Origin of the sequence: Coleofasciculus sp. B1-GNL1-01 (assembly GCF_040220235.1) — a bacterium.
Lineage (GTDB): Bacteria > Cyanobacteriota > Cyanobacteriia > Cyanobacteriales > Coleofasciculaceae > Coleofasciculus.
Window position 1 is genome coordinate 1 of sequence record NZ_JAVJTO010000039.1, and the last position, 21,867, is coordinate 21,867.

The window sequence follows — 21,867 nt, forward strand, 5'->3', positions numbered from 1 at the left end:
CATTAATTTGGAGATAGCCGCCAGTTAGGTGGTGTTAGCTTGTGGACTGGTTGAGTGCCGACACCGCCAGGATGAAGCAGGAAGTAAGTTCCAGGGATGTCCATTTGTGGGTAGCTTTGGGTAAGTCTTATGTAACGGATACGACATGAGGAGGTAAGCGAAAAGATGCGATCGCACAAAAACACGATGGAATGAAGATCCGTCCTACTCCTATGCTATTTTCAGGATACATGATGATTTCAGCAAGACGGGCAGCACATCGCTCTCGGTATTCTCGATTACTCAGCCGACCAACAGTTCCAATCGTTACAACAATTACGTAGAAACGTGCCATGGCACATCTGTTATCAGTCCAATGAAGCAAGTTACAGTTTATCTCAACCACGGAAAACACTGTACCGGAAGCTCCGATAACGGCAGAACCACCACCGAGAACCATATCTTGTATCCCGGTGATATGTGTATCGTTGATCCCGCCCATTCAAACAAACACAAATACAGAGGTAGAATCGGCAGACTGGATGGCACCCAACGAAAAGGAATTCCCCGAATTTGTTTCACGGACAAAAAAGGTGGTTATGGTTACATCAATCCCGTTGATCTCTCCCCTCTCCCCGCTAATCTACCCGCTATAACCAGCATTAAATCATCGTCCCAAAAACCCCATCCCACCTTTTCCGTAGACTTACCGCCAAAAGTTCCCGGCGACAAAGATAGTCTGCAACGCGCCATCTGTCTCCTGGGAAATCGCACCAAATCGGAACTCAAACCCAAGCATCAAACCGAATTAAAAGAACTCATTGGCACGTATCCCAACGCCCAGAGAGCCGCCGACTGGAAGAAAGGATTAAAGCAAGTCGTTAAACAGTCAAGTTAAATCAAGATAAGTAGGTTGGCATTAATTAATAGTAGTCATTGAGGTAAGGCAGAAGGTAACGAGTAAGGTAGCAAGAAGGAAATGATAACAGTTTAGGCGGACAGACTAACCCTCTCTGCGTTTCTCTGCGTTTTCCTCCGCGTTCTCTGCGTTAAAAAATCCAACTAGCCATAGTATAAAATAACTCATGTCTCATCCCCAAAAAATTCGCCAACTCCTCCAACAACCCGAAACTCTCATCCTTCCCGGCGTATACGATTGCATCAGCGCCAAACTTGCCGAAAAAATTGGCTTTGAAGCCATCTTTACCAGTGGCTTTGGCATTTCCGGTTCCACCCTCGGTAAACCTGATTACGGTTTTCTCACCGCTACCGAAATGCTCAATAGCGCCGGACAAATTGCAGAATCTGTTACCATTCCCCTTATCGCTGATATTGATACCGGGTACGGAAATCCCCTCAATGTTATCCGTACCGTCACCGATATCGTTAAACTTGATATTGCCGGAATTATCCTGGAAGACCAAGAATTGCCCAAGAAATGTGGTCATTTTGCCGGAAAACGGGTGATCCCCGCCGCAGATCATATCCAGAAAATCCGCGCCGCCGTTCAAGCCCGTGGTAAAAGTGACTTAGTGATTATTGCCCGTACTGACGCCCGTGCGCCTTTGGGACTCGATGAAGCGATTCATCGCGGACGTGCCTATTATGAAGCTGGGGCAGATATTATCTTTATAGAAGCCCCTCAGTCTCTTGAAGATTTACAGGCGATCGCCTCAGCCCTTCCTAATGTGCCTCTGTTTGCCAATATGATAGAAGGGGGCAAAACTCCGGTGCTGTCGGGTCAACAATTGCAAGAGTTAGGCTTCAAAATTGTCGTCTATCCCCTCTCTGGCTTATTTGCTGCGACTAAAGCCATGATGGACTGTTTGAGTCATTTACGCCAACAGGGAACTACCGCAGGCTTTTCCAATCTCGTCTCCTTCCCAGAATTTGAGCAGCTTATTGACGTACCGCACTATCGCCAACTCGAACAGCAGTTCACTGTATCAGAAGCATCACCACCGGGGGAAATGGGATGAGATGATGGGGCGATGAAGTGATGGGGGAGTTAATTCAACATTATTGCACTTGGTCAGGCGAGAGGCAATACTGCTCGGATAAGCTTTCTCCCCAGCTCCCCCAGCTTCCAGACGTGCCATGGCACGTCTCTACATTGCTTCCCCAGCTTCCCCAACTTCCCTGATTGATCCGGTTGACCAATAGAAGAATGTCAGTATACATGGGTAGAAAGGGACGCCATCTTCAAAACTTAACCGGAATGCCCTGAAATCCCCTGTAGACGGCAACTACACCTAACCATTACGGTTCTGCCCACTGATAGAGTCCATCATACAGAGGTAAAGTGTTAGTAGAAAGTACATAAAAATTTACAAATAAGGGTAAATCGTTTACCCCTTCAGCCAATCATATACCGCTCGGCAAAGGAAACCAACCATGTTTGAACATTTTACAGACAGAGCTATCAAATCCATTATGCTCGCCCAAGAGGAAGCCCGTCGCCTGGGACATAACCTCGTGGGAACGGAGCAAATTCTCCTCGGATTGCTGCGAGAAGGAACCAGTGTGGCGGCGATTGTCCTCAAGGAGATGGATGTCACCCTGGAATCGACTCGGAAGGTGGTCGAAAAAATCATTGGTCGCGGGTCAGGCTTCGTTCCGGCTGAAATTCCCTTCACACCTAAAGCCAAACGCCTGTTTGAGCAGTCGTTTAAAGAAGCGCGACAACTGGGACACAATTATATCGGTCCAGAACATTTGTTACTCGCCATTCTGCAAGACACCGACAGCGTCGCGGGTAAAGTGTTGCAAAGTTTAGGCGTCAACCCCTCCACCGCCCGCACCAAACTCATTCAAGCCATTGGCGAAGTCGCCGCCGCTGCTACCGCTAGAGGACCCGGTACTTCAATGATGGGTCGCACATCAAAGTCCGCCACCTTGGAAGAGTTTGGCAGGAATCTCACCCAGTTAGCCTCAGAAGGTAAGTTAGACCCGGTGGTGGGTCGTGTCAAGGAAATCGAACGGATTATTCAAATATTAGGACGCCGAACCAAGAATAATCCCGTATTATTGGGAGAACCAGGTGTTGGTAAAACCGCGATCGCCGAAGGATTGGCGCAACGGATTTCCGATAATCATGTACCAGAACTATTGGAAAATAAGCAGGTGATCAGCCTGGACATCGGATCACTGATTTCCGGTACTCGTTTCCGGGGTGACTTCGAGGAACGCATTAAGCAGATTATGCAGGAAGTGCGTGAAGCCGGAAATATTATCCTGGTGATTGACGAAATCCATACCTTAGTTGGTGCTGGGGCGCTAGAAGGCGGATTAGATGCAGCAAATATCCTCAAACCCGCTTTAGCACGAGGCGAACTCCAGTGTGTCGGCGCGACAACATTGGATGAATATCGTAAGCATATTGAGCGCGACGCCGCCCTAGAACGCCGTTTCCAACCAATTATGGTGGGTGAACCCTCAGTTGAGGAAACCATTGAAATTTTGCAGGGGTTGCGAGATGCTTATGAGCAGCATCACCGAGTCGAAATCTCTGATCATGCGTTAGATGCGGCGGCGAAACTGTCAGATCGTTATATTAGCGATCGCTTCTTACCGGACAAAGCCATTGACTTGATTGATGAAGCTGGAAGCCGTGTGCATCTGATTCATTGTCAGCCGTCTCCAGCCACGCGAGACATCAAGCGTCAAATGCGTCAGGTGACAAAAGAAAAAGAAGACGCCGTTCGTCTCCAGGACTTTGAAAAAGCCGCCCAATTGCGCGATCGCGAACAGGAACTGGAAACTCAGCTTCAGGCAATTCTGCAAGAGGAAACGGATGCAGATACCCCCGTACAGACACCTCTGGTGAATGAGGAAGATATCGCCCACATTGTCTCCTCCTGGACAGGTGTACCCGTCAACAAGTTGACCCAATCCGAATCAGCGATGCTGCTGCACATGGAAGATACATTGCACCAACGCTTAATTGGTCAAGAAGAAGCGGTTACCGCTGTCTCCAAAGCGATTCGGCGGGCGCGGGTGGGGTTAAAAGACCCGAATCGACCCATCGCAAGCTTTATCTTCTCTGGACCGACGGGAGTGGGTAAGACGGAATTGGCGAAAGCGTTGGCGGCTTACTTCTTCGGGTCAGAAGAGGCGATGATTCGCTTGGATATGTCTGAGTACATGGACCCGCACACCGTCTCTAAGCTAATCGGTTCGCCTCCCGGATTTGTCGGCTATGACGAAGGTGGTCAACTTACAGAAGCTGTCCGGCGTCAACCCTACACGGTACTCCTGTTTGACGAAATCGAGAAAGCACACCCCGATGTCTTCAATAGCCTCTTACAACTGTTGGATGATGGTCGGTTGACAGATGCCAAAGGTCGTACCGTAGACTTCAAGAACACCCTGATTATCATGACCTCGAACATCGGTTCACGGGTGATTGAAAAAGGTGGCGGTGGTTTCGGATTTGAAGACTCAGACAACCTAGCTGAATCTCAATACAACCGGATTCGCAGCCGCGTGAATGATGAACTCAAGGATTATTTCCGTCCAGAGTTCCTCAATCGCCTTGACGATATTATCGTCTTCCGTCAGTTAAACCGCGATGAGATTAAGCAAATTGCTGATCTCCTGTTGGTGGAAGTTTCCACTCGCTTAGTTGAACAGGGAATTACCCTAGAAGTGACCGAACGGTTCAAAGAGCGTTTAGTTGAAGAAGGGTATGATCCCAGTTATGGGGCGCGACCTTTACGTCGGACGATTATGCGGCTATTAGAAGATAGCTTAGCCGAAGCCATGTTAGCGAGTGAGATCCTTGAAGGAGAAACCGCTGTGGTTGATGTTGATGAGAATGGTGAGGTGAAGGTTTTACCAGGTGAATCACCAGCGCGGTTGCTACAACCTGTAGGTTAACTTTCATTCCCAGGATCTTTTTAGGTTCCCAGGCAAAGCCTGGGAATGCTTTTAGGGAGGCAAAGCCTCCCATATTTTTCGGTTAAATTGGGCGCAAAGTTGGGCGCAAAGTTGGGCGCCCCTACGGTTTCTGTGATACAACAGCGATAACTATCACACCACATCTCAAACTGAAAGCACAAAATGTTCAAGCAAAAAGGGAAATGGGGTGAGGGGGTGAGGGGGAGAAGTTTTTATTATGGGTGAGACAGCCGGACATCATAATAAACCCGTTAAAACGGGTTTTAGCTTTTAGCCGGAACTTGAGTTCCAGGCTTGAGTTCCGGACTGAAATCTGATGAACGATGTGCAAAATAATCCTATAGTAATTAAAGAGCGGCGAATTCTTAAGAAACTGTTGTGAAATCAATTACTCTCCTCGGCTCCACTGGATCGATTGGCACGCAAACCTTAGAGATATTAACTCACCATCCAGACCAATTCCGGTTGGTGGGATTGGCAGCACGCAGCAATGTGAAACTGTTAGCTGCCCAGATTCGGCAGTTTCGACCGGAAATCGTAGCCTTATGTGATGCTCAAAAATTACCTGACCTAAAAGCCGCGATCGCAGATCTTGATCCCCAACCGATTCTGGTGGCGGGAGAAGCGGGTGTGGTGGAGGTTGCCCGTTATGGTGATGCTGAAGCGGTAGTCACTGGGATTGTTGGATGTGCCGGATTACTACCGACGATCGCGGCAATTGAAGCCGGAAAAGATATTGCCTTAGCCAACAAGGAAACCCTAATTGCCGGGGGACCCGTTGTCAATCCCCTGATTGCCAAACATGGGGTTAAACTGCTTCCGGCTGACTCCGAACATTCTGCTATCTTCCAATGCCTTCAGGGAGTCCCAGAGGGCGGATTACGGCGGATTATCCTCACCGCATCTGGGGGCGCGTTCCGGGATTGGTCAGTCGATAAGTTAGGGGAGGTAACAGTTGCCGATGCGATTAAACATCCTAACTGGTCGATGGGGCGCAAAATTACCGTCGATTCCGCTACCTTGATGAATAAGGGGCTAGAGGTGATTGAAGCACACTTCCTCTTCGGTATGGATTATGACGATATTGATATTGTCATCCATCCCCAGAGCATTATTCACTCCCTGATCGAGTTACAAGATACCTCCGTCTTAGCCCAGTTAGGGTGGCCCGATATGCGCTTACCCCTACTCTATGCCTTATCCTGGCCCCATCGGATCTATACGGACTGGGAACCCTTGGATTTAGTCAAAGCGGGGACGCTGACATTTAAAGAACCTGACCATGATAAATATCCCTGTATGCAATTAGCCTACGCCGCAGGGCGGGCTGGGGGTTCAATGCCAGCGGTATTAAACGCCGCTAATGAGCAAGCCGTGGCACTGTTTTTAGACGAGAAAATCCAATATTTAGACATTGCCCGGTGTATTGAGCAAACCTGCGATCGCCACAGCCGTGATAACTGCCCTGATCCTGGACTAGAGGATATTCTAGCCGCTGATCGCTGGGCAAGGGAGGAAGTATTGCGGATTTATCCAACCCTAGAAACGAGCGATCGCGTGGTTTCTCTGCGATAATGAAAACACTGTTGGTCAATTCACTAACGATTAACCCCTCCTACACACCTACCCCTCTGCACTCCTGCACCCCTGCTCACAGACAACTAACTTAAGGAAGTTGGGGACTGTTGTTCTGGTGTGGTGTAATGGAATCTTAGATGATCCAACTTTAATAAACCTTTCATGCACACCAAAGCTTTTAGTGAGCTTTTCCCTCTATTTAATACGGCGAACCCCGAGACACTAGAATGGCTATTGTCAGTTGGAGTCGAACATGAGTATCCCACAGGGCGAGCCGTTTTAATGGAAGATGCCTGGGGTAATGCTGTTTACTTTATCATGTCCGGTTGGGTCAAAGTTCGACGCCTGTACGGAGAAAACGCCGTTACGTTAGCAATTTTGGGTCGGGGAGATTTTTTTGGCGAGATGGCAATCCTGGATGAATCTCCCCGGTCTACAGATGTTGTCGCCCTTTCATCAGTCAAATTACTCAGCGTCTCCGCCCAGCGCTTTATTCAAACCCTGTTCAAAGATCCCCAGTTACACCACCGGATGCTACAACTGATGGTTAGACGGCTGCGTCAGACGAATGTCCGCTTTCAACGACGCCATCAACCCCCAGCGATTAAGTTAGCCAATACCTTGGTCAACTTAGCAGATAATTATGGTCAAGTGGGGGAAAAGGGAACCGAAATTTATAACATTCCCTATAAAGACTTGGCTAATGTTACGGATATCAGTGTGGAAGATACAGCTAAAATCATGAAAAAGCTGGAAAGTAAGGGTTGGACTGAAGTTGACCCCCAAGAGCAAAAACTTTGTTTGATTAATCTCAAACAACTAACCCATCTAGCTGGACGGCTTTAGGATAGAAGGAAGCTGGGGGAGATGGGGGAGATGGGGGAGATGGGGGAGATGGGGGAGATGGGGGAGATGGGGGAGATGGGGGAAGGGATTACCAATGAACCATGAACTATCAACCATCAACCATCAACCATCAACAAAGGACGAATGACAAATGACAAAGGACAAATGACTAAACCCACCTTTCATTATCACGTCGCTATGCCTCAACCTCAATCTCATTTGTTTGAGGTGATGCTACAGGTAAATGGTTGGTCTGAATCAGTGCTAGATTTAAAAATGCCTGTCTGGACTCCGGGTTCCTATCTAGTGCGGGAGTATGCCAAACACCTACAGGATTTCCGAGTTGAAGCGGGAAACCAGCCCTTACCCTGGAATAAACGGAGTAAAAATCATTGGCAGGTTCAAACAAAAGACGCCTCAACCCTCATTGTCCGCTACCGCGTCTTTGCCAATGAATTATCAGTACGCACCAATCACCTTGATGCCACTCATGGCTATTTTAATGGGGCGGCATTATTTTTATTTGTCCCGGATTTTGAGCAACAGCCCATTCAGGTGACGATTGTCCCCCCTAAATCCGATTGGCAGACAACTACACCCTTACCCGCCGTCGAGGGGGCTGAAAATACCTTTGAAGCCGAGGATTTTGACACCTTAGTCGATAGTCCCTTTGAAATTGGCACACAACAGGTTTACGACTTTAAGGTTCTGGGGAAACCGCATCAACTGGCAATTTGGGGACAGGGAAATGCTGATCCGCAACGGATTATTGCGGATACGACGAAAATTATCGAGACAGAAGCCGAGTTGTATGGGGGATTACCCTACGAACGGTATTTATTTTTACTGCATTTATCGTCCACAGGGTTTGGTGGTTTAGAACATAAAACCTCTTGTTCCTTAAATTATCCCCGTTTCGCGTTCCGGGCGAAAGATAAATACAATCGTTTCATGCAATTAGTCGCCCATGAGTTCTTTCACCTGTGGAATGTTAAGCGGATTCGCCCCAAAGTTTTGGAACGGTTTAACTACGAACAAGAAAGCTTTACCACATCCCTGTGGTTTTGTGAAGGGACAACCAGTTATTATGATTTAGTCCTCCCCTTACGGGCAAAGATTTACGACAGTAAAACATTTTTAGAGGGGTTAAGTAAAGAAATTACCCGGATGCAACTGATCCCAGGGCGTTTGGTGCAACCGCTGAGTGAATCCAGTTTTGATGCTTGGATTAAGTTATATCGCCGGGATGCCAATAGTGATAATAGTCAGATTTCCTATTATCTCAAAGGCGAAATGGTATCCTTATTACTGGATTTGCTGGTGCGATCGCGTCATGGGAATCAGCGCTCCCTGGATGATGTGATGCGGCGCATGTGGCAAGAGTTTGGTGTTAAAGAGGTTGGCTTTACGCCTCAACAACTGCGAGAGGTGTTAGAGTCTGTCGCTGATACTGATTTGAGTGATTTTTTCCGTCGCTATATTGAGGGGACAGAGGAATTACCCTTTGATGAGTATCTTGAACCCTTTGGCTTAACCCTCACGGCAGTAGAAGATGAGGACTCTAAACCTTATTTAGGGGTAATTGTCAAGAGTGAAAATGGGCAAGAGGTGGTCAAGTTTGTCAACGCCACCTCTCCAGCGGGAATAGCTGGGGTGGATGCAGGGGATCAGTTACTCGCCATAGACGGTTGGCGAGTCAGTGCGGATCAATTATGCGATCGCCTAAAAGATTACCATCCTGGTGACACGATTCAGGTAACCCTGTTCCATCAAGACGAACTTTGTACCTTACCCGTTACCCTAGGCGAATCCCAACCCACCCGCTACCAGGTTGTGCAGCTTGAAAATCCCTCGGAGACTCAAAAACAGAATTTAGCCGGGTGGTTGAACACCAAGGAGGATTAAGCTCATACCCAGCAACTGTAGGGGCGCAAAGACTTGCGCCCGATTCAATGGTAAAATCTATTCCACCATTTTAGATTTAAGCTGGTCAAGCGTCTGGAACAAGGGCGGGTTTAGTTGCATTTTGGTGAGACAAGAAACAATAATAGTGAAACCCGCCCCTACAGCCCACTCAACCATCCACCCTCCCCCGTATGTCCGATGCCTAAATCGATGTTCTAGTCTCTGGCAAAATCACTTAGCTGTAGTACAATCGATAACCATACCTTCCCGCAGCCTTGACTGTCTAGTTTAAAAATGCATAAATTTCTGCCAATCGCTTACTTTAAAAATCAATTCCTTCCCTTCGATGATGCCAAAATTTCCATTGCTACCCATGCGCTGCACTATGGAACAGGCGCTTTTGGCGGATTGCGCGGGATTCCTGACCCCCAAAACCCCGAACAAATTCTCCTGTTTCGTTTAGACCGTCATTGTAAACGATTAAGCGACAGTGCCAAATATTTACATTACGACTTACCCGCTGATAAAATCAAAACTATAATTGTAGATTTCGTCAAAAAAAATAAAGTTAAAACCTCGTTTTATATCCGACCCTTTATTTATACATCCGATTTAGGAATTGCCCCCAGACTTCATAAGATTGAAAAAGACTTTTTCGTCTACGGATTAGAACTGGGTGATTATTTATCCCCAGAAGGGGTAAGCTGTCGAATTAGTTCCTGGTATCGTCAAGCGGATCACAGTTTACCCCTGAGAGGTAAAATTAGTGGCGCTTATATCACATCATCTCTGGCAAAAACAGAAGCAGTAGAATCCGGATTTGATGAAGCCTTATTAATGAATGCTCAGGGAAAAATCTGTGAAGCCTCCGGGATGAATATCTTTATGGTGCGGAATGGGCAACTGATTACGCCGGGATATGATCAAGATATTTTAGAAGGAATCACCAGAGATAGTATCCTGACGCTGGCAAAGGATTTAGGTATCCCCACAATCGAACGCCCTGTCGATAAATCGGAGTTATTGATTGCCGATGAAGCCTTTTTAAGTGGGACGGCGGCTAAAATTACTCCAATTAAACAGGTTGAAAATTATAAATTACCAAAAACCAGACCCATCACAGAGAAACTGAGAGATAAAATTACGGCAATTACGGAAAATCGCGATCCCAATTATCAAGATTGGGTGTATGTTGTTCCTCTAGGATAGAGTAAACATTAAAGTCGGTTGGGTAAAGCGTAAGCGAAACCCAACAGACTAAGCCCCTAGCGTTGGATGATGAAAAAAAAGTTCAGCCCAATCTAAACCGACAACGGTGATAGGCTTCCATCTGGCTTGTGTGTAACCAAATGGGACTCGTTAACCTAGATTAGAATGAAACAACTTTCACTGTTTGAAACTGACAATACTACACCTCAATCCTCCTACTTACATCTTGAGGGCGACATTCCTATCGATCTCCCTGAAGATTCCCTAATTTCTTTACAACGAAAACAACCCCTTAAAATTCATTCCCTTGGTTTCCAACCGGCAAAATCGATTCCGGAAATCCCACATTGGTTTTTAAGAAAGTATGGCAAAGGCAAATGCACAATATTAGAACCTTTTGCTGGTTCAGGAACAACAATTATTGAAACTTTATTACAAGGTGCATCAATTTATTGGCTTGACTATCATCCTTTAAGTCGCCTGATTTGTCGCGTTAAAACCCATGTATACGATGGAGCCGAGATTCTCGGCTATGCCGAGCAAATATTGAAAAATGCTTATACAGTCAAACATCCATTAGAAACCATCAATTTCGCCAATAAAGATTTTTGGTTTCAAAAACCTGTTCAAGCTGGATTAGAAAGTCTCCGAGTCCAAATCCTTCAAGTTCCGGAAGCCATACAACCTTTATTTTGGCTGGTTTTTGCTTCGACAGTCCGCAAAACATCTGATATGAATGATGGCATGATCCTCGCCGCCAAACGAGCGAATGTCAAAGAAATTCCCCAGCGTTCTCGCGAAGATGTTTATCGGTATTTTAAAGACTATCTTGATAAAGCGTTAGAGGCAATTGGGGAATGGCAGTTTGTCTTAAATAACTCGTTTCAAAATGCAATTGAATCGAATTCAAAAACAGCCATTGATATTACAGGCGATTGGCATTGTGATGCGGTAATTACTTCGCCGCCTTATATTAATGCAATTGATTACGTTTGGGCGTCTAAGTTTGAGTTACATTGGTTGGGCTTAGTGAGTAATGATCGCGAAAGACTTGATTTATATACTCAAGAAATTGGCACGGAAAGAATTACCCGAAACGAGTATTTACAATTGGGAAAAACTGGAATTTCCTATCTTGATCATTTAATTGCTGATATTTACTACGGTACGCAATATCAAGCGAGTAAAGGACAAAATCAGCTTCGTGCAAGAGTTGTTTATAAATATTTTATGGATATGAAGATGCATTTTTTAAGCTGCTTCAATTATCTTACTTCAGGTGGCTATTATTGCTTTGCAATTGGCGATATTAGTAAAATTTGCGGTGTTGAGATTCCAGTAGCTAAACTTTTAACGGAAATAGCTGAAGAAATTGGCTTCGCTAAAATATTTCAGTTTCACTTATTGCTAAAAAATCGTCGGCTTAATTTACCAAGGAATGTGAATTGGGCGGGAACAATTAAGCATGATACCGTTGTTGTCTTGCAAAAAAGCAAAACATGACTCAAGAACAGTTAGATAATTTGTTAGAGCAGATTTTAAATCAATATCAACAAGCTTTTGCCGAAAGAATTTCTCCTGAAGAATCAACAGAGGAAGACGATCTGATGTTGGCGTTTGGTTTAACCCAAGATATAAAAACTACCAATAAGCAGTATTGGGGAAGGCAATTAGGTAGCTACCTAAAGAGTTTAACCCAATTCGATTTGCAAGCATGGTTGCGGACAAGACAAAATCGCTTTATTTTCTAGGGGAGAATAGGTTGTAGGTTGGGTTGACGCAAGGAAACCCAACCAAGTTTAGGTCTAAAGTTCCCTACTACAAGCCGAATTTAATCCATCAAATTAATGTGCCACGCCAATAGGCGCATGACACGGCTGAAATTGTGGACTAGAGTTGACAGGTTTTTTGGACGCAAGGACTTGCGCCCTTACCGTCTCTAAATGTAAGATTATAGGTGATCAAACTTGACTAAATGTAAACATTATTCAATTAAAAGATTAAGTTAAATTAAGTTTTCTTAAAAATCAACTCAATTAACTGAAAAAACAAAAAAATGATTTTAATGTTAAGCAAACGGACGAATTAAGTTGACTTGATTTGTCTCAACGTTTTTTAGGAGACAGCCGATGATAAATTTTAAATCATTATTAACGACGTTGATGGGCGGGAAAACTCTCTCCAGAGAATCAGACAATACCGCCTCAAAATCAACCTTTATTGAAGATGTTGATGCAGGACACCTGATTTCGTCCGCTCAAGGTCCAATCGCAGTGCCAACGATTAACACAATTGAGGGCAGTTTGTTTAGTCCGGCAGATATCGATCTCTACCAACTTGAATCTGAACGTCAAGCATATTTAAAATTTAGTGTTGCTCAAAATCCCTTATTATCTGTATTATCTTTATCATCTTTGTCCTTATTTTTATTTGATGAAATGGGCAAAGGACTAGCAGCAGGAATCGGAGAAGTTGGGTTCAATTTTTCTGAAAACGAGACGTTCTATTTAGGTATAAGTGATGGTCTTAATCCGCTTAATAGTGCCGGAGAGGTGCTGTTATCACCTGAGGGAGAGGTGAATACAGGCACTTTGACAGGTTGGCAAGATCCGGGAATTGTAATTCCTATATTTACTCATTATAACATAGTAATAGAAATCGAGACACAGGCTGTTTCTGAACCTTTGACAGTTGGAGATCAGGGTGTAGCTTAGGCAACAGTAAACAGTTGACGCTTGTTATCATTTCTGAGTACAGCGGACAGAAATTATGTCCAGGTACTGATTGGCACGAAGACATTACTCTTTTCCCCGATACCATCGCGCCAGTTTGTCAGGAGAAACTCTCCAAAAATACCCCAAAATAATAAGCTGGTTAATTAGAGTGGTTTTGATGATACCTAACCGTTCCCAGCGTCGTCCTGATGTCAGAACCGATTCTGAAACAATCGTAATCCGTCCTTGGGGTTGTAAGCGACGAATGAATTCAAAATCTTCCATGATTGGCAAATTTGGAAAACCTGCTATATCATGAAAAACAGTCGCTTTTAAAAATAGAGCTTGGTCGCCATAAGGCATCGAAAAAAAACGCGATCGCCAATTTACCAGTCGTTCAATGAGACGCAAGCCAAACTGTTGAGAATCAATGCCTAATTCAAACGCCCCGGCAATGGTTGGGGGATCTTGTAGCGCTTGGCGGATTAAACGATCAAAGTTTGCTGGTAAACGAGTATCGGCGTGGAGAAATAAGAGGATATCACCCGTCGCCCTCGCTGCACCCGCATTCATTTGACAGGCGCGACCGGGTGGGGTAGAAATAACCTGGACATTTCGCGATCGCGCTACACTGACGGTTTCATCTTGACTCTCCCCATCTACCACAATAACCTCCACATTATCAGTATTAACCAGTCTATCTAAGACCGAACCAATCGTACTCGCTTCATTTAAAACGGGAATAATAACTGAAATTGTTTCGGTTTTCATTACATTAGAGTTTCTGCCCTAATCCCCATTGTCAATCAATTTCGACCCGAAAGCGAATCAATCCTACATTATTGGGAGCGGTGGTAGGAATATCGCCTAACTCGACAACCACAGCGCCATTGGGATTGTTGGTTTCATCACAAGGCGTTGATACAGGATTGAGAGGCGGAAAAAATGTTCCCGAATCTTGGTCTGATGCATTACTTTGGGGTGTCGGTGTTCCATCTTGATTTAACAAGATTCCGCTCCCTTGTCTAAAACTATCTGAGATAAACGTTGTCCCTTGAGGAATCAGATCACAAAAATCGACACCGTTAACCACTGTGCCACCATTTGACAGGAAATAGATCGTATATTCCACAGTATCGCCACTTTCTAAACGTCTATCAGGACTAATCCTGGGAACACCTAAAAGCCCTCCTCCCTGTAGCTGAGACCAGCCACTAGCGTTATCATCCGGATCAGTGGGATCGTCTACAACCGTATCAAAGTTAATGCCTTCGATCACTTGTCCATCTCTCCTCACCTCAGTAATCCGTTTCACTAGAAGCAAGTGGGGTTCTCCAGCCAAAAATACCTCAGCACTGGCTCGATTATTCCCAGGATTTGGATCATCTTGATCTAAAGCACTAATCACCGCCGTGTTGGTAACAGAACCAGGAATATCTCCAGTGGTGGTAATCTGTAACCTAGCCTCATTACCATTGGCTAGGTTCCCCACTGACCAAATTCCACTACTGCGATTATATGAGCCTTGAGACGCTTCTGCCGATCTAAAGGTTACTTCAGGGGGTAAGGGTTCCGTCACCGCTACATCAGTCGCGTCATTCGTATCATTATTAGTCAGAGTAATGGTATACATTATTTCGTCTCCCACATTGGCTTGGTTTGGGCGTGCTGTTTTGCTTAAGCCGAGGTCAACGAATTGCAAGGGAATCGTGGCACTATCTTGATCATCCTCGCCAGCAACGCTGTTTCCTGGGGTAGAATCGGGGTCAGGTCGATCTGAGGCTATCACTTGCGCCCGATTCACGACGGTTTCACTCGTGGTTAAGGTTGCCTCAATTTGCAACGTGGCGCTACTGTTGTTATCCAAATCGCCCACCGTCCAGACGCCCGTTTGGTTATCATAGCTTCCCTGGCTGGATGTCGCGGAAACAAAGTTCAATCCGGCTGGCAATGCGTCCCTAACTTGCACATCCGTCGTGGCGAGAGGTCCATCATTGGTGACGGTGATGGAGATGGTTACATTGTCCCCCGGTTCGGGATTATCAGGGGTTGTTGTTTTGGTTAGGCTCAAGTCGGCGGTTCGTTCGATGGGGGTTTGAACGGTACTTGTATTATTATCCGGATTGGGATCGGTTACGTCATCTCCTATGGAGTCACCGGGTCCGAGGGGAACTGTGGCGGTATTGGTTAAGGTTCCGGAAGCCGTCCTCGAGAGAGTGCCGATTACCCTATAAGTAGCAGTAGCCTCCGGGTCGAGGGTGACGGTTGTATCAATCACATTACCTGTACCATTTGCCGCACCGCAACTCCCTGTACCGTCAGTAATTGCACAAGTCCACCTGACGTCAGTAATCGTATCCGGAATATCATCCCTGACTGTTGCCCCCATGACATCATTAGGACCATTATTGGTCACAGTGATCTCGAAGACAATCGGATCATTGGCAACCACTCGGTCTGAACGAATCCGTTTTTCAATTGCCAAGTCTGCTTCTGCAATGACAATAGCATCGGTAAAGGTAAAATCCCGAGACGGTAAAAACGCCCAAGTATCAATACCCCTGACATCGCCAAAGCAAGTTTCTTCACTACTAGCATCAGAACAACCATAGCGATGAGCGCCATTACTGCTGTTGACTCCTTCTAGACCAACTCCATTGATTGAGGCATCCAGGGGATCAGGAGGAATGCCAGGTCCACTAAAACGGCTGTCGTCATAGTAAACGGTAAAATCCGGACTGTTTCGACCATTCAGCCGTTCTAGGATAATCCCATTGGGACTCGCTTCCACATCTAAAAACGGAAAATGGACTTGAGCCGCAAACAGATTGATGCGAACCCGGAACCCTTGAAGTCCGCCCGGTATAGGGTTACCATTCCCATCTAAACCATCCCAAACCACTTGATTTTCCCCTTCAGTCACTCGACCCGTGATAATTCTGTCTCGAATGGAACTGTCATCATTTCCGAACACGCCATCGCCATTTAAGTCAATGACAATTCTGAAACTACCCGCCTGTGTTGCTGTGAATCTAAAGATACCCCCACCCGGCGAGGCGGCTTGACCTCGCGTACCCTGATCACCGATAAACCTAAAATTACTCACGTCCCCAGGAGGGCTGGGTTCGGGAGGAGTGTCTAGGATGCCAGGTTCAGGTCGATTAAAGAAAATTCTATGGGTTCGGTCATCACCAGTATTAGGATTAGTAAATGGATTTTGGAAGTCAGGGGGTGGATCTAGGGGAACAGAGGAGAAGAATGGGTTGCCGTTGGGTCGTCTAAATCCTTTATTGTTGGAGAAGAAGATGAATCCAAAGGGTTCTGTACCGTTCAAGTCGATGCGGTAAACATAACCTTGTTCAGTCAGGATGTAGGCTTCGGAACTCAGGGGTACGTCTAAATCTCCCATATTCAACGCCAGAAAATTGGCAAAGGCGCGACCTTTAATGGGTTCATTCTCATCAGCTACGGTGACATCCCAAGCGGTTACGAAGTTATCATTGTTATCTTGTTCAGACCAAGGATCGTCGGCTGGAATAGGGTCTGGGTTGACTGTACTCGAAGGATCAGGACTAACAAAGTCAATTTGCCAAACCCCAGTTTGATCGACCTCCTCGATACAAGGGCTATAACCCCCAGAAAAAAGAGTATTCGGTCCTATTTCTTCTTCTGCACGATTTTCAATCTTACCCGTGTCGTCGCAACTACCAGATGCACCACTGGGTTTTGTGTAATCAATCCTACCCTGACCAACGCCCACAGCACTGGAACCCAAGTAGAGTGTCTCACCTGCCTTAGCATAAACCAGAATCGTCGTTTGGCGTTGTATTGGTCCTGTATCCAGAGAGTCTTCGCGATAGTCCAAAAACGGGCGAAAGCCACCACTGGAGGTTAATTCCCGGCTTCCTTCAGCCTGAACGGGAGGAGTCCAAAGACTACAGATGCACCAAGAAAGGGCAAGGCTACCGATTACCCTACTAAAGAATTGAGTTTTCAGGTTATTCACAATCTACCATTTACGTTTCAACAGTCATAAACAGTCATAGGAGGTGGCGCAGACAACGCCGACTAGGAACGGTAAATCTACCCCTAGCGTCGCTTTGCAGGGGTAGGGGAAAGTTAACCGAACAGGGCAGACTTACACCGGGCAAAAGCCCGATAAATTTCTCGTATTCCTATGATTTCGCTCAATTCGCGCTAAACATAACGCGATAGGGGCTAATCTAATCACACTTTGAAGGTAAAAAAATCAGTCTCTCGATAGATACCAAATATTATCTCTAGGCAGAATAAACGGGTGTTCTCACTTGCCCAAATCCTCGGGACGGTCAATATCATGGAGTATGGGCAGAGATGCGATCGCTAATCCCAGGCGATCGGCAATCTCGATGGTTTGTTGTCTGACTTGCGAGGTTCCCCAATGAATTCCCATGAAGAGTTCAGGAATTAACCGCCGCAAACCAATTAGATAATATCCTCCATCTTGGGCGGGTCCTAATACTAAATCTTGCGTTTTAAGTAATTTAAATGCCTCAGCAATTATTTGAGTATCTAAATCGGGGCAATCTGTCCCAATAATCACTACACTTGTCATTCCCGCTGCAAAGGATTTCTCAAATGCGGATGCCATTCGTTTGCCTAAATCTCCCTGACTTTGTTGACGGTAAATCAGATCAGCACCTAACCAAGCTTGCATTAATGGTTGATTCCCGCCAGCAAAATGAATTTCTACAAATACAGGATAAAAGACTTGTAGTTTTTTCGCTTTAGCCAGGGTATTTTCTGTCATCTGGCGTTGCAGGTTTGCCGCCCCTTCCTCACCTAGGGCGGGAATCATGCGTGTTTTGGTTTTTCCCGGTTCGGGATAGCGGGTGAAAATAATTAGCGTTTCGTTTACGGTAGCTGGAGTCATTCGATTAAACTGATGTGCATCTAAATAGGGGCTTGCTACAGGGAGTTTTATGGTGAGGGGAGGGAACAGGGAATAGGAAAATTATTATCCAGCAAGCCTTTGACAAAATTCAATAACTTTTTCTGATCACCATAACTCCTGGAGAGCCAGAGTTTTTTGAATTTAAAGACCTTGTAGAAAAATTTAGTCAACATCAGATTCGTGACTCTCTTCCCAAATCTCCCAGCCTTCTTTAATCAAATAAAACACGATAATAAATCCGGCAAACGGATCAGCTTGCCAAAAGCCAAACCCGTAATTTCCTGCTAACCCTAAAAATAATGCCACTGAAAGAAAGGAACAGACTAAGGTTTCTTTGGCATCGGCAATCAGCGCTTTACTATTGAGTTGTTTACCAATTTTGCTTTTTTGCCACGCCAACAGGGGCATAATAATCAACGAAAGGATAGCGAGAAGTATACCCAGGAATGATGGATCGGGAATGTCTTGGGTAATTAACTTTCTCAGGGATTCAAATCCAATATATCCAGCCATTAAGAAAAATGTAATTGCCACAAACTGGGTAGCTTGTCGCTCAATTTTGGCTTCGGCTTCCGCTGTTAGGCTTTGATGCTGGCTGAGACGCCAAATTAAAATACATCCTGATAAGGATTCAACAATACTATCGAGTCCAAATCCAATTAATGCAATACTATTATTAATCGCGCCTAAAAGAATTGAAACAACGGCTTCAAGGATGTTATAGCCAACCGTAAAATATTCTAAATAAAGTCCTTTTTGATAAAGCTGGCTCATTAAGAAATACCTCGGCAAGATTGGTAGGGTTAGTCGATAGGTTCAATACAGGATATGATTAATAACATTTTCCTCTGTATGCCAGGTTGGGATTAGGGCGGGTTTCGTTGTGCAGTTTGAGGTTGGTTAACTCATTTTAACCCTAAACCCACCCCTACATCTTTAGGCGTGCGATCGCGCCGGAAAATCCAGTGGGTTTTGTTGTCCGGTTTTAGGTTAATCTATCAATCTGATATCTTGGCATCAAATCCCCTGTAGGGGCGGGTTTAGAACGAAAATTAACCGAGAAACAAATAATGTTTTTACAAAACCCGCCCTTCCCCGCCCTGTCACTGTGCCTGAAAGAAAGCGTAAGTCCTGCCCTAATTTTGCTGAACTTAAACCTTAACTTTAGCACTCATGTCCAACATGCGCTGAATCGGTTGTAACGCCGCAATCCGAATGTGTTCGGGTAACGTAATTTCTGGCTGACGCTGCTTCATCGCTAGATAAAGTTTTTCCAGCGTATTTAACCGCATGTAGGGACATTCATTACAGTTACAATTATTCGTGGCAGGCGCTGGAATGAAGCGCTTATCGGGCATTTGCTTTTGCATTTGGTGAATAATTCCCGGTTCTGTCGCCACAATAAACTTAGAACGGGGACTGGTTTGTGAATACTTCAATAGCGCGGTTGTGGAGCCAATATAGCTGGCGTGACGTAATACTGGAGGTTCGCATTCAGGATGAGCAATTACCTCAGCGTCGGGATGTTCAATCTGGAGTTGGACAATTCTTTTTTCCGAGAAGGTTTCGTGAACAATACAACTCCCTTGCCATAAAAGCAAATCTCGACCTGTCTGCTGCATTACATAGCGTCCTAAATTCCGATCTGGAGCAAAAATGATCGGTTGATCAGGGGGAATTTGCTGGACAATATCGACGGCGTTGGAACTGGTGCAAATAATATCGCTCATCGCCTTAATTTCGGCGGAGCAGTTGATATAAGAGATGACTAAATGGTCAGGGTGTTCTGCCTTAAACTGGGCAAATGCATCCGGGGGACAACTATCAGCCAGAGAGCAACCTGCCTCTAAATCGGGTAGAAGAACAAGTTTGTCAGGATTGAGAATTTTGGCAGTTTCTGCCATGAAATGAACACCCGCAAAGACAATAACATCGGCATCGGTATCAGCAGCTTGGCGGGAAAGTCCTAAAGAATCGCCAATATAATCGGCAATATCTTGAATATCGGGGTCTTGGTAGTAGTGGGCAAGGATAACGGCGTTGAGTTCCCGCTTGAGGGTGTCAATGGCGTCAAATAGGTCATCAGGGATTGACCCAAAGGGTTGTTTCGTTTGAGGCAGTACGGTTGTAAACAATGTTGTAAATTACCCGGAATATATACCTTCCAAATTAATTATAGTGAATTTTACCAAAAATAGCAGGGGTGATGTCATTCTTTCTTGACGAATTGGTTATTGGTCTTATGTCTTATGTCCTTTGTCATTCGTCGGGTGATTGCGTTTTACTAACTGGGCAAACTCCTGTAATGCCTTCCCATATTGCTCCCCAGCCACCCAGAACAGATCATTATGACCCGCACCCTCTACCCAGAAAGAGCGTTTCGGTTCAGGGGCGGCGGCAAATAGGCGTTGTCCGTGGGAGAGGGGAATCGTGTCATCAGCAGTACCATGGATGACTAAGACAGGACAGTTTACCTGGGTGATCTTGTCCAGGTTGGGGAATTTGTCAAAGGGTAAAATCGGGATGGGTACGACGACGCGAAAGGCTGAGGTGAACGAACTTTCCAGAATCAAGCCAGCCAATGGGTAACGGGCGGCTAAATCTACGGCTGAACCGCCGCCAACAGAACGTCCATAAGCGATAATTTGTTCGGGTGGTACTCCCAGTTGCTCTTTTAAATAGGTCAAGGCGGCGTCACTATCGCGATAGGCATTCTGTTCAGAGGGATGTCCCTGACTTGTGCCATAGCCGCGATAATCGTAGGCAAAGACGCTAAATCCGAGACTGTGCAGATGGTGCAGCAGGGGTTGAATCTCGCCTAAGTCCTCGGCATTCCCGTGAATGTAGAGGATAGTATAGGTAGCTGTCGGATTGGGCAAGTAAACGGCGGAAAGCTGGAGATCATCAGCCGTCGTCACTTTGAGAATGTCAGGGGTGTCTGGGTAGCTGGAGGGGCGAGGCAGAAAAATCATCCGATCTGCCATGAAGTAGACGTATACGGCAAAGAAGACGTAGATAAAAATTAGCGATCGCACGAGTCGTTTCCAGCTAAACTCACCCAAGAGCCGTCGTTTGAGGGTTTCTTTATCCATAGCGTTTATTATGGCGCGATCAGAAGTTGTACACTTAGCTTTGCTGCAAATTGAGGACATGACATGGCTTTAGAGTATCCTGAAGACTTAAAGTATCTAGACAGCCACGAGTATGTACGACTCGATGGGGAAATTGCCACGATTGGGATTAGTGCCTTTGCCATCGATCAGTTAGGTGATATTGTGTTCATCGAACTGCCTGATGTGAATAGTGCTTTGGAGAAAGGGGAAAGCTTTGGCACGATTGAATCGGTGAAAGCCGTTGAGGATATGTATGCCCCAGTTACGGGAACGGTGATTGAACGCAACGATGCGATCGTGGAATCTCCCGAACAGATTGCTGAAGATCCTTACGGTGAAGGGTGGTTTCTGAAAGTGCGGGTTAATGATGCCGATGAATTAGAAGATACCTTATCGGCGGCTGAATATCAGGCTCAGGTTGAAGGAGAGGAGTAAGTTGAAGGGTGCAGGGGGAGCAATGTAGAGACGTAGCAAGCTACGTCTGGAAGATGGGGAAGATGGGGAAAAGAATTGACAAATGACGAATGACGTAGCTGGCTTCTCAAGGGAGCGAGTATGACAAATGACAAATGACGAATGACGAATGACAAATGACGAATGACCAATAACAGCACAATTATGAATGGTTTGTTAAAAAATAATAAGGAGTCACGCTGACTCTAGCGGCTTGATGCACCAAAACACCTTGAAT

19 protein-coding genes are annotated in these 21,867 nt (G+C 45.6%); 11 read left to right on the plus strand and 8 right to left on the minus strand.

The window, feature by feature from the left end; all coding sequences use genetic code 11:
• Positions 1-127 precede the first annotated feature (127 nt).
• On the minus strand, positions 128-334 hold the full coding sequence (locus RID53_RS08755) for a hypothetical protein (RefSeq protein ID WP_446387740.1): 207 nt from the start codon (positions 332-334) through the stop codon (positions 128-130).
• Between the two features lie 21 nt (positions 335-355).
• Here RID53_RS08755 and RID53_RS08760 point away from each other — a divergent pair, with 21 nt between their 5' ends.
• Positions 356-877 (plus strand): hypothetical protein, encoded by a 522-nt coding sequence (locus RID53_RS08760; protein ID WP_446387741.1) that lies wholly within the window; start codon positions 356-358, stop codon positions 875-877.
• A gap of 187 nt (positions 878-1,064) precedes the next feature.
• Complete coding sequence (locus RID53_RS08765) at positions 1,065-1,958, plus strand: isocitrate lyase/PEP mutase family protein (protein WP_446387742.1); 894 nt, start codon at positions 1,065-1,067, stop codon at positions 1,956-1,958.
• Here RID53_RS08765 and RID53_RS08770 read toward each other — a convergent pair.
• Positions 1,935-2,078, minus strand: a complete 144-nt coding sequence (locus RID53_RS08770) for a hypothetical protein (RefSeq protein WP_446387743.1) — start codon at positions 2,076-2,078, stop codon at positions 1,935-1,937. The two genes, RID53_RS08765 and RID53_RS08770, sit on opposite strands and share 24 nt — an antisense overlap.
• Positions 2,079-2,373: 295 nt before the next feature.
• On the opposite strand from RID53_RS08770, the gene RID53_RS08775 reads away from it, so the two are divergent.
• The 8 genes from RID53_RS08775 (at position 2,374) to RID53_RS08810 (ending at position 13,130) form a co-directional block, all read left to right on the plus strand.
• Positions 2,374-4,857 carry an ATP-dependent Clp protease ATP-binding subunit gene (locus tag RID53_RS08775; protein ID WP_446387744.1) on the plus strand — a complete coding sequence of 828 codons (2,484 nt, stop codon included), beginning with the start codon at positions 2,374-2,376 and terminating at the stop codon, positions 4,855-4,857.
• 399 nt (positions 4,858-5,256) lie between these two features.
• Complete coding sequence (dxr, locus tag RID53_RS08780) at positions 5,257-6,453, plus strand: 1-deoxy-D-xylulose-5-phosphate reductoisomerase (RefSeq protein ID WP_446387745.1); 1,197 nt, start codon at positions 5,257-5,259, stop codon at positions 6,451-6,453.
• A 165-nt stretch (positions 6,454-6,618) separates the two neighbouring features.
• On the plus strand, positions 6,619-7,302 hold the full coding sequence (locus RID53_RS08785) for a Crp/Fnr family transcriptional regulator (RefSeq protein ID WP_446387746.1): 684 nt from the start codon (positions 6,619-6,621) through the stop codon (positions 7,300-7,302).
• 165 nt (positions 7,303-7,467) lie between these two features.
• The gene (locus RID53_RS08790) at positions 7,468-9,207 is read left to right on the plus strand and encodes a M61 family metallopeptidase (protein WP_446387747.1); all 1,740 of its coding nucleotides are present in this window, start codon (positions 7,468-7,470) and stop codon (positions 9,205-9,207) included.
• Positions 9,208-9,501: 294 nt separating this feature from the next.
• Positions 9,502-10,416, plus strand: a complete 915-nt coding sequence (locus RID53_RS08795; protein ID WP_446387748.1) for a branched-chain amino acid transaminase — start codon at positions 9,502-9,504, stop codon at positions 10,414-10,416.
• Positions 10,417-10,581: 165 nt separating this feature from the next.
• Positions 10,582-11,919 (plus strand): DNA methylase, encoded by a 1,338-nt coding sequence (locus RID53_RS08800; protein ID WP_446387749.1) that lies wholly within the window; start codon positions 10,582-10,584, stop codon positions 11,917-11,919.
• Positions 11,916-12,167, plus strand: coding sequence for a hypothetical protein (locus RID53_RS08805; protein WP_446387750.1), 252 nt, complete (start codon positions 11,916-11,918; stop codon positions 12,165-12,167). The genes RID53_RS08800 and RID53_RS08805 overlap by 4 nt, the downstream gene beginning before the upstream one ends.
• Before the next feature lie 378 nt (positions 12,168-12,545).
• Complete coding sequence (locus tag RID53_RS08810; RefSeq protein WP_446387751.1) at positions 12,546-13,130, plus strand: hypothetical protein; 585 nt, start codon at positions 12,546-12,548, stop codon at positions 13,128-13,130.
• Positions 13,131-13,214: 84 nt separating this feature from the next.
• Here RID53_RS08810 and RID53_RS08815 read toward each other — a convergent pair whose 3' ends face one another.
• The 6 genes from RID53_RS08815 to RID53_RS08840 all read right to left on the minus strand — a co-directional run bounded on the left by RID53_RS08815 (position 13,215) and on the right by RID53_RS08840 (position 21,155).
• Entirely contained in the window at positions 13,215-13,901 is a 687-nt protein-coding gene (locus RID53_RS08815) for a TIGR04283 family arsenosugar biosynthesis glycosyltransferase (RefSeq protein WP_446387752.1), read from the minus strand.
• A 31-nt stretch (positions 13,902-13,932) separates the two neighbouring features.
• Positions 13,933-17,136: a hypothetical protein gene (locus tag RID53_RS08820; RefSeq protein ID WP_446387753.1), complete on the minus strand. Its 3,204-nt coding sequence runs from the start codon at positions 17,134-17,136 to the stop codon at positions 13,933-13,935.
• A gap of 297 nt (positions 17,137-17,433) precedes the next feature.
• Positions 17,434-18,042: a TIGR04282 family arsenosugar biosynthesis glycosyltransferase gene (locus tag RID53_RS08825; protein ID WP_446387754.1), complete on the minus strand. Its 609-nt coding sequence runs from the start codon at positions 18,040-18,042 to the stop codon at positions 17,434-17,436.
• Between the two features lie 183 nt (positions 18,043-18,225).
• Complete coding sequence (locus tag RID53_RS08830) at positions 18,226-18,837, minus strand: cation diffusion facilitator family transporter (RefSeq protein ID WP_446387755.1); 612 nt, start codon at positions 18,835-18,837, stop codon at positions 18,226-18,228.
• Between the two features lie 377 nt (positions 18,838-19,214).
• Positions 19,215-20,198: a quinolinate synthase NadA gene (gene nadA, locus RID53_RS08835; protein ID WP_446387756.1), complete on the minus strand. Its 984-nt coding sequence runs from the start codon at positions 20,196-20,198 to the stop codon at positions 19,215-19,217.
• 105 nt (positions 20,199-20,303) lie between these two features.
• Entirely contained in the window at positions 20,304-21,155 is an 852-nt protein-coding gene (locus tag RID53_RS08840; protein WP_446387757.1) for an alpha/beta hydrolase, read from the minus strand.
• A gap of 63 nt (positions 21,156-21,218) precedes the next feature.
• On the opposite strand from RID53_RS08840, the gene gcvH reads away from it, so the two are divergent.
• A complete protein-coding gene (gene gcvH / locus RID53_RS08845) occupies positions 21,219-21,611 on the plus strand; it encodes a glycine cleavage system protein GcvH (RefSeq protein ID WP_446387758.1) in 393 nt (130 codons plus the stop codon).
• Positions 21,612-21,867: the final 256 nt, after the last annotated feature.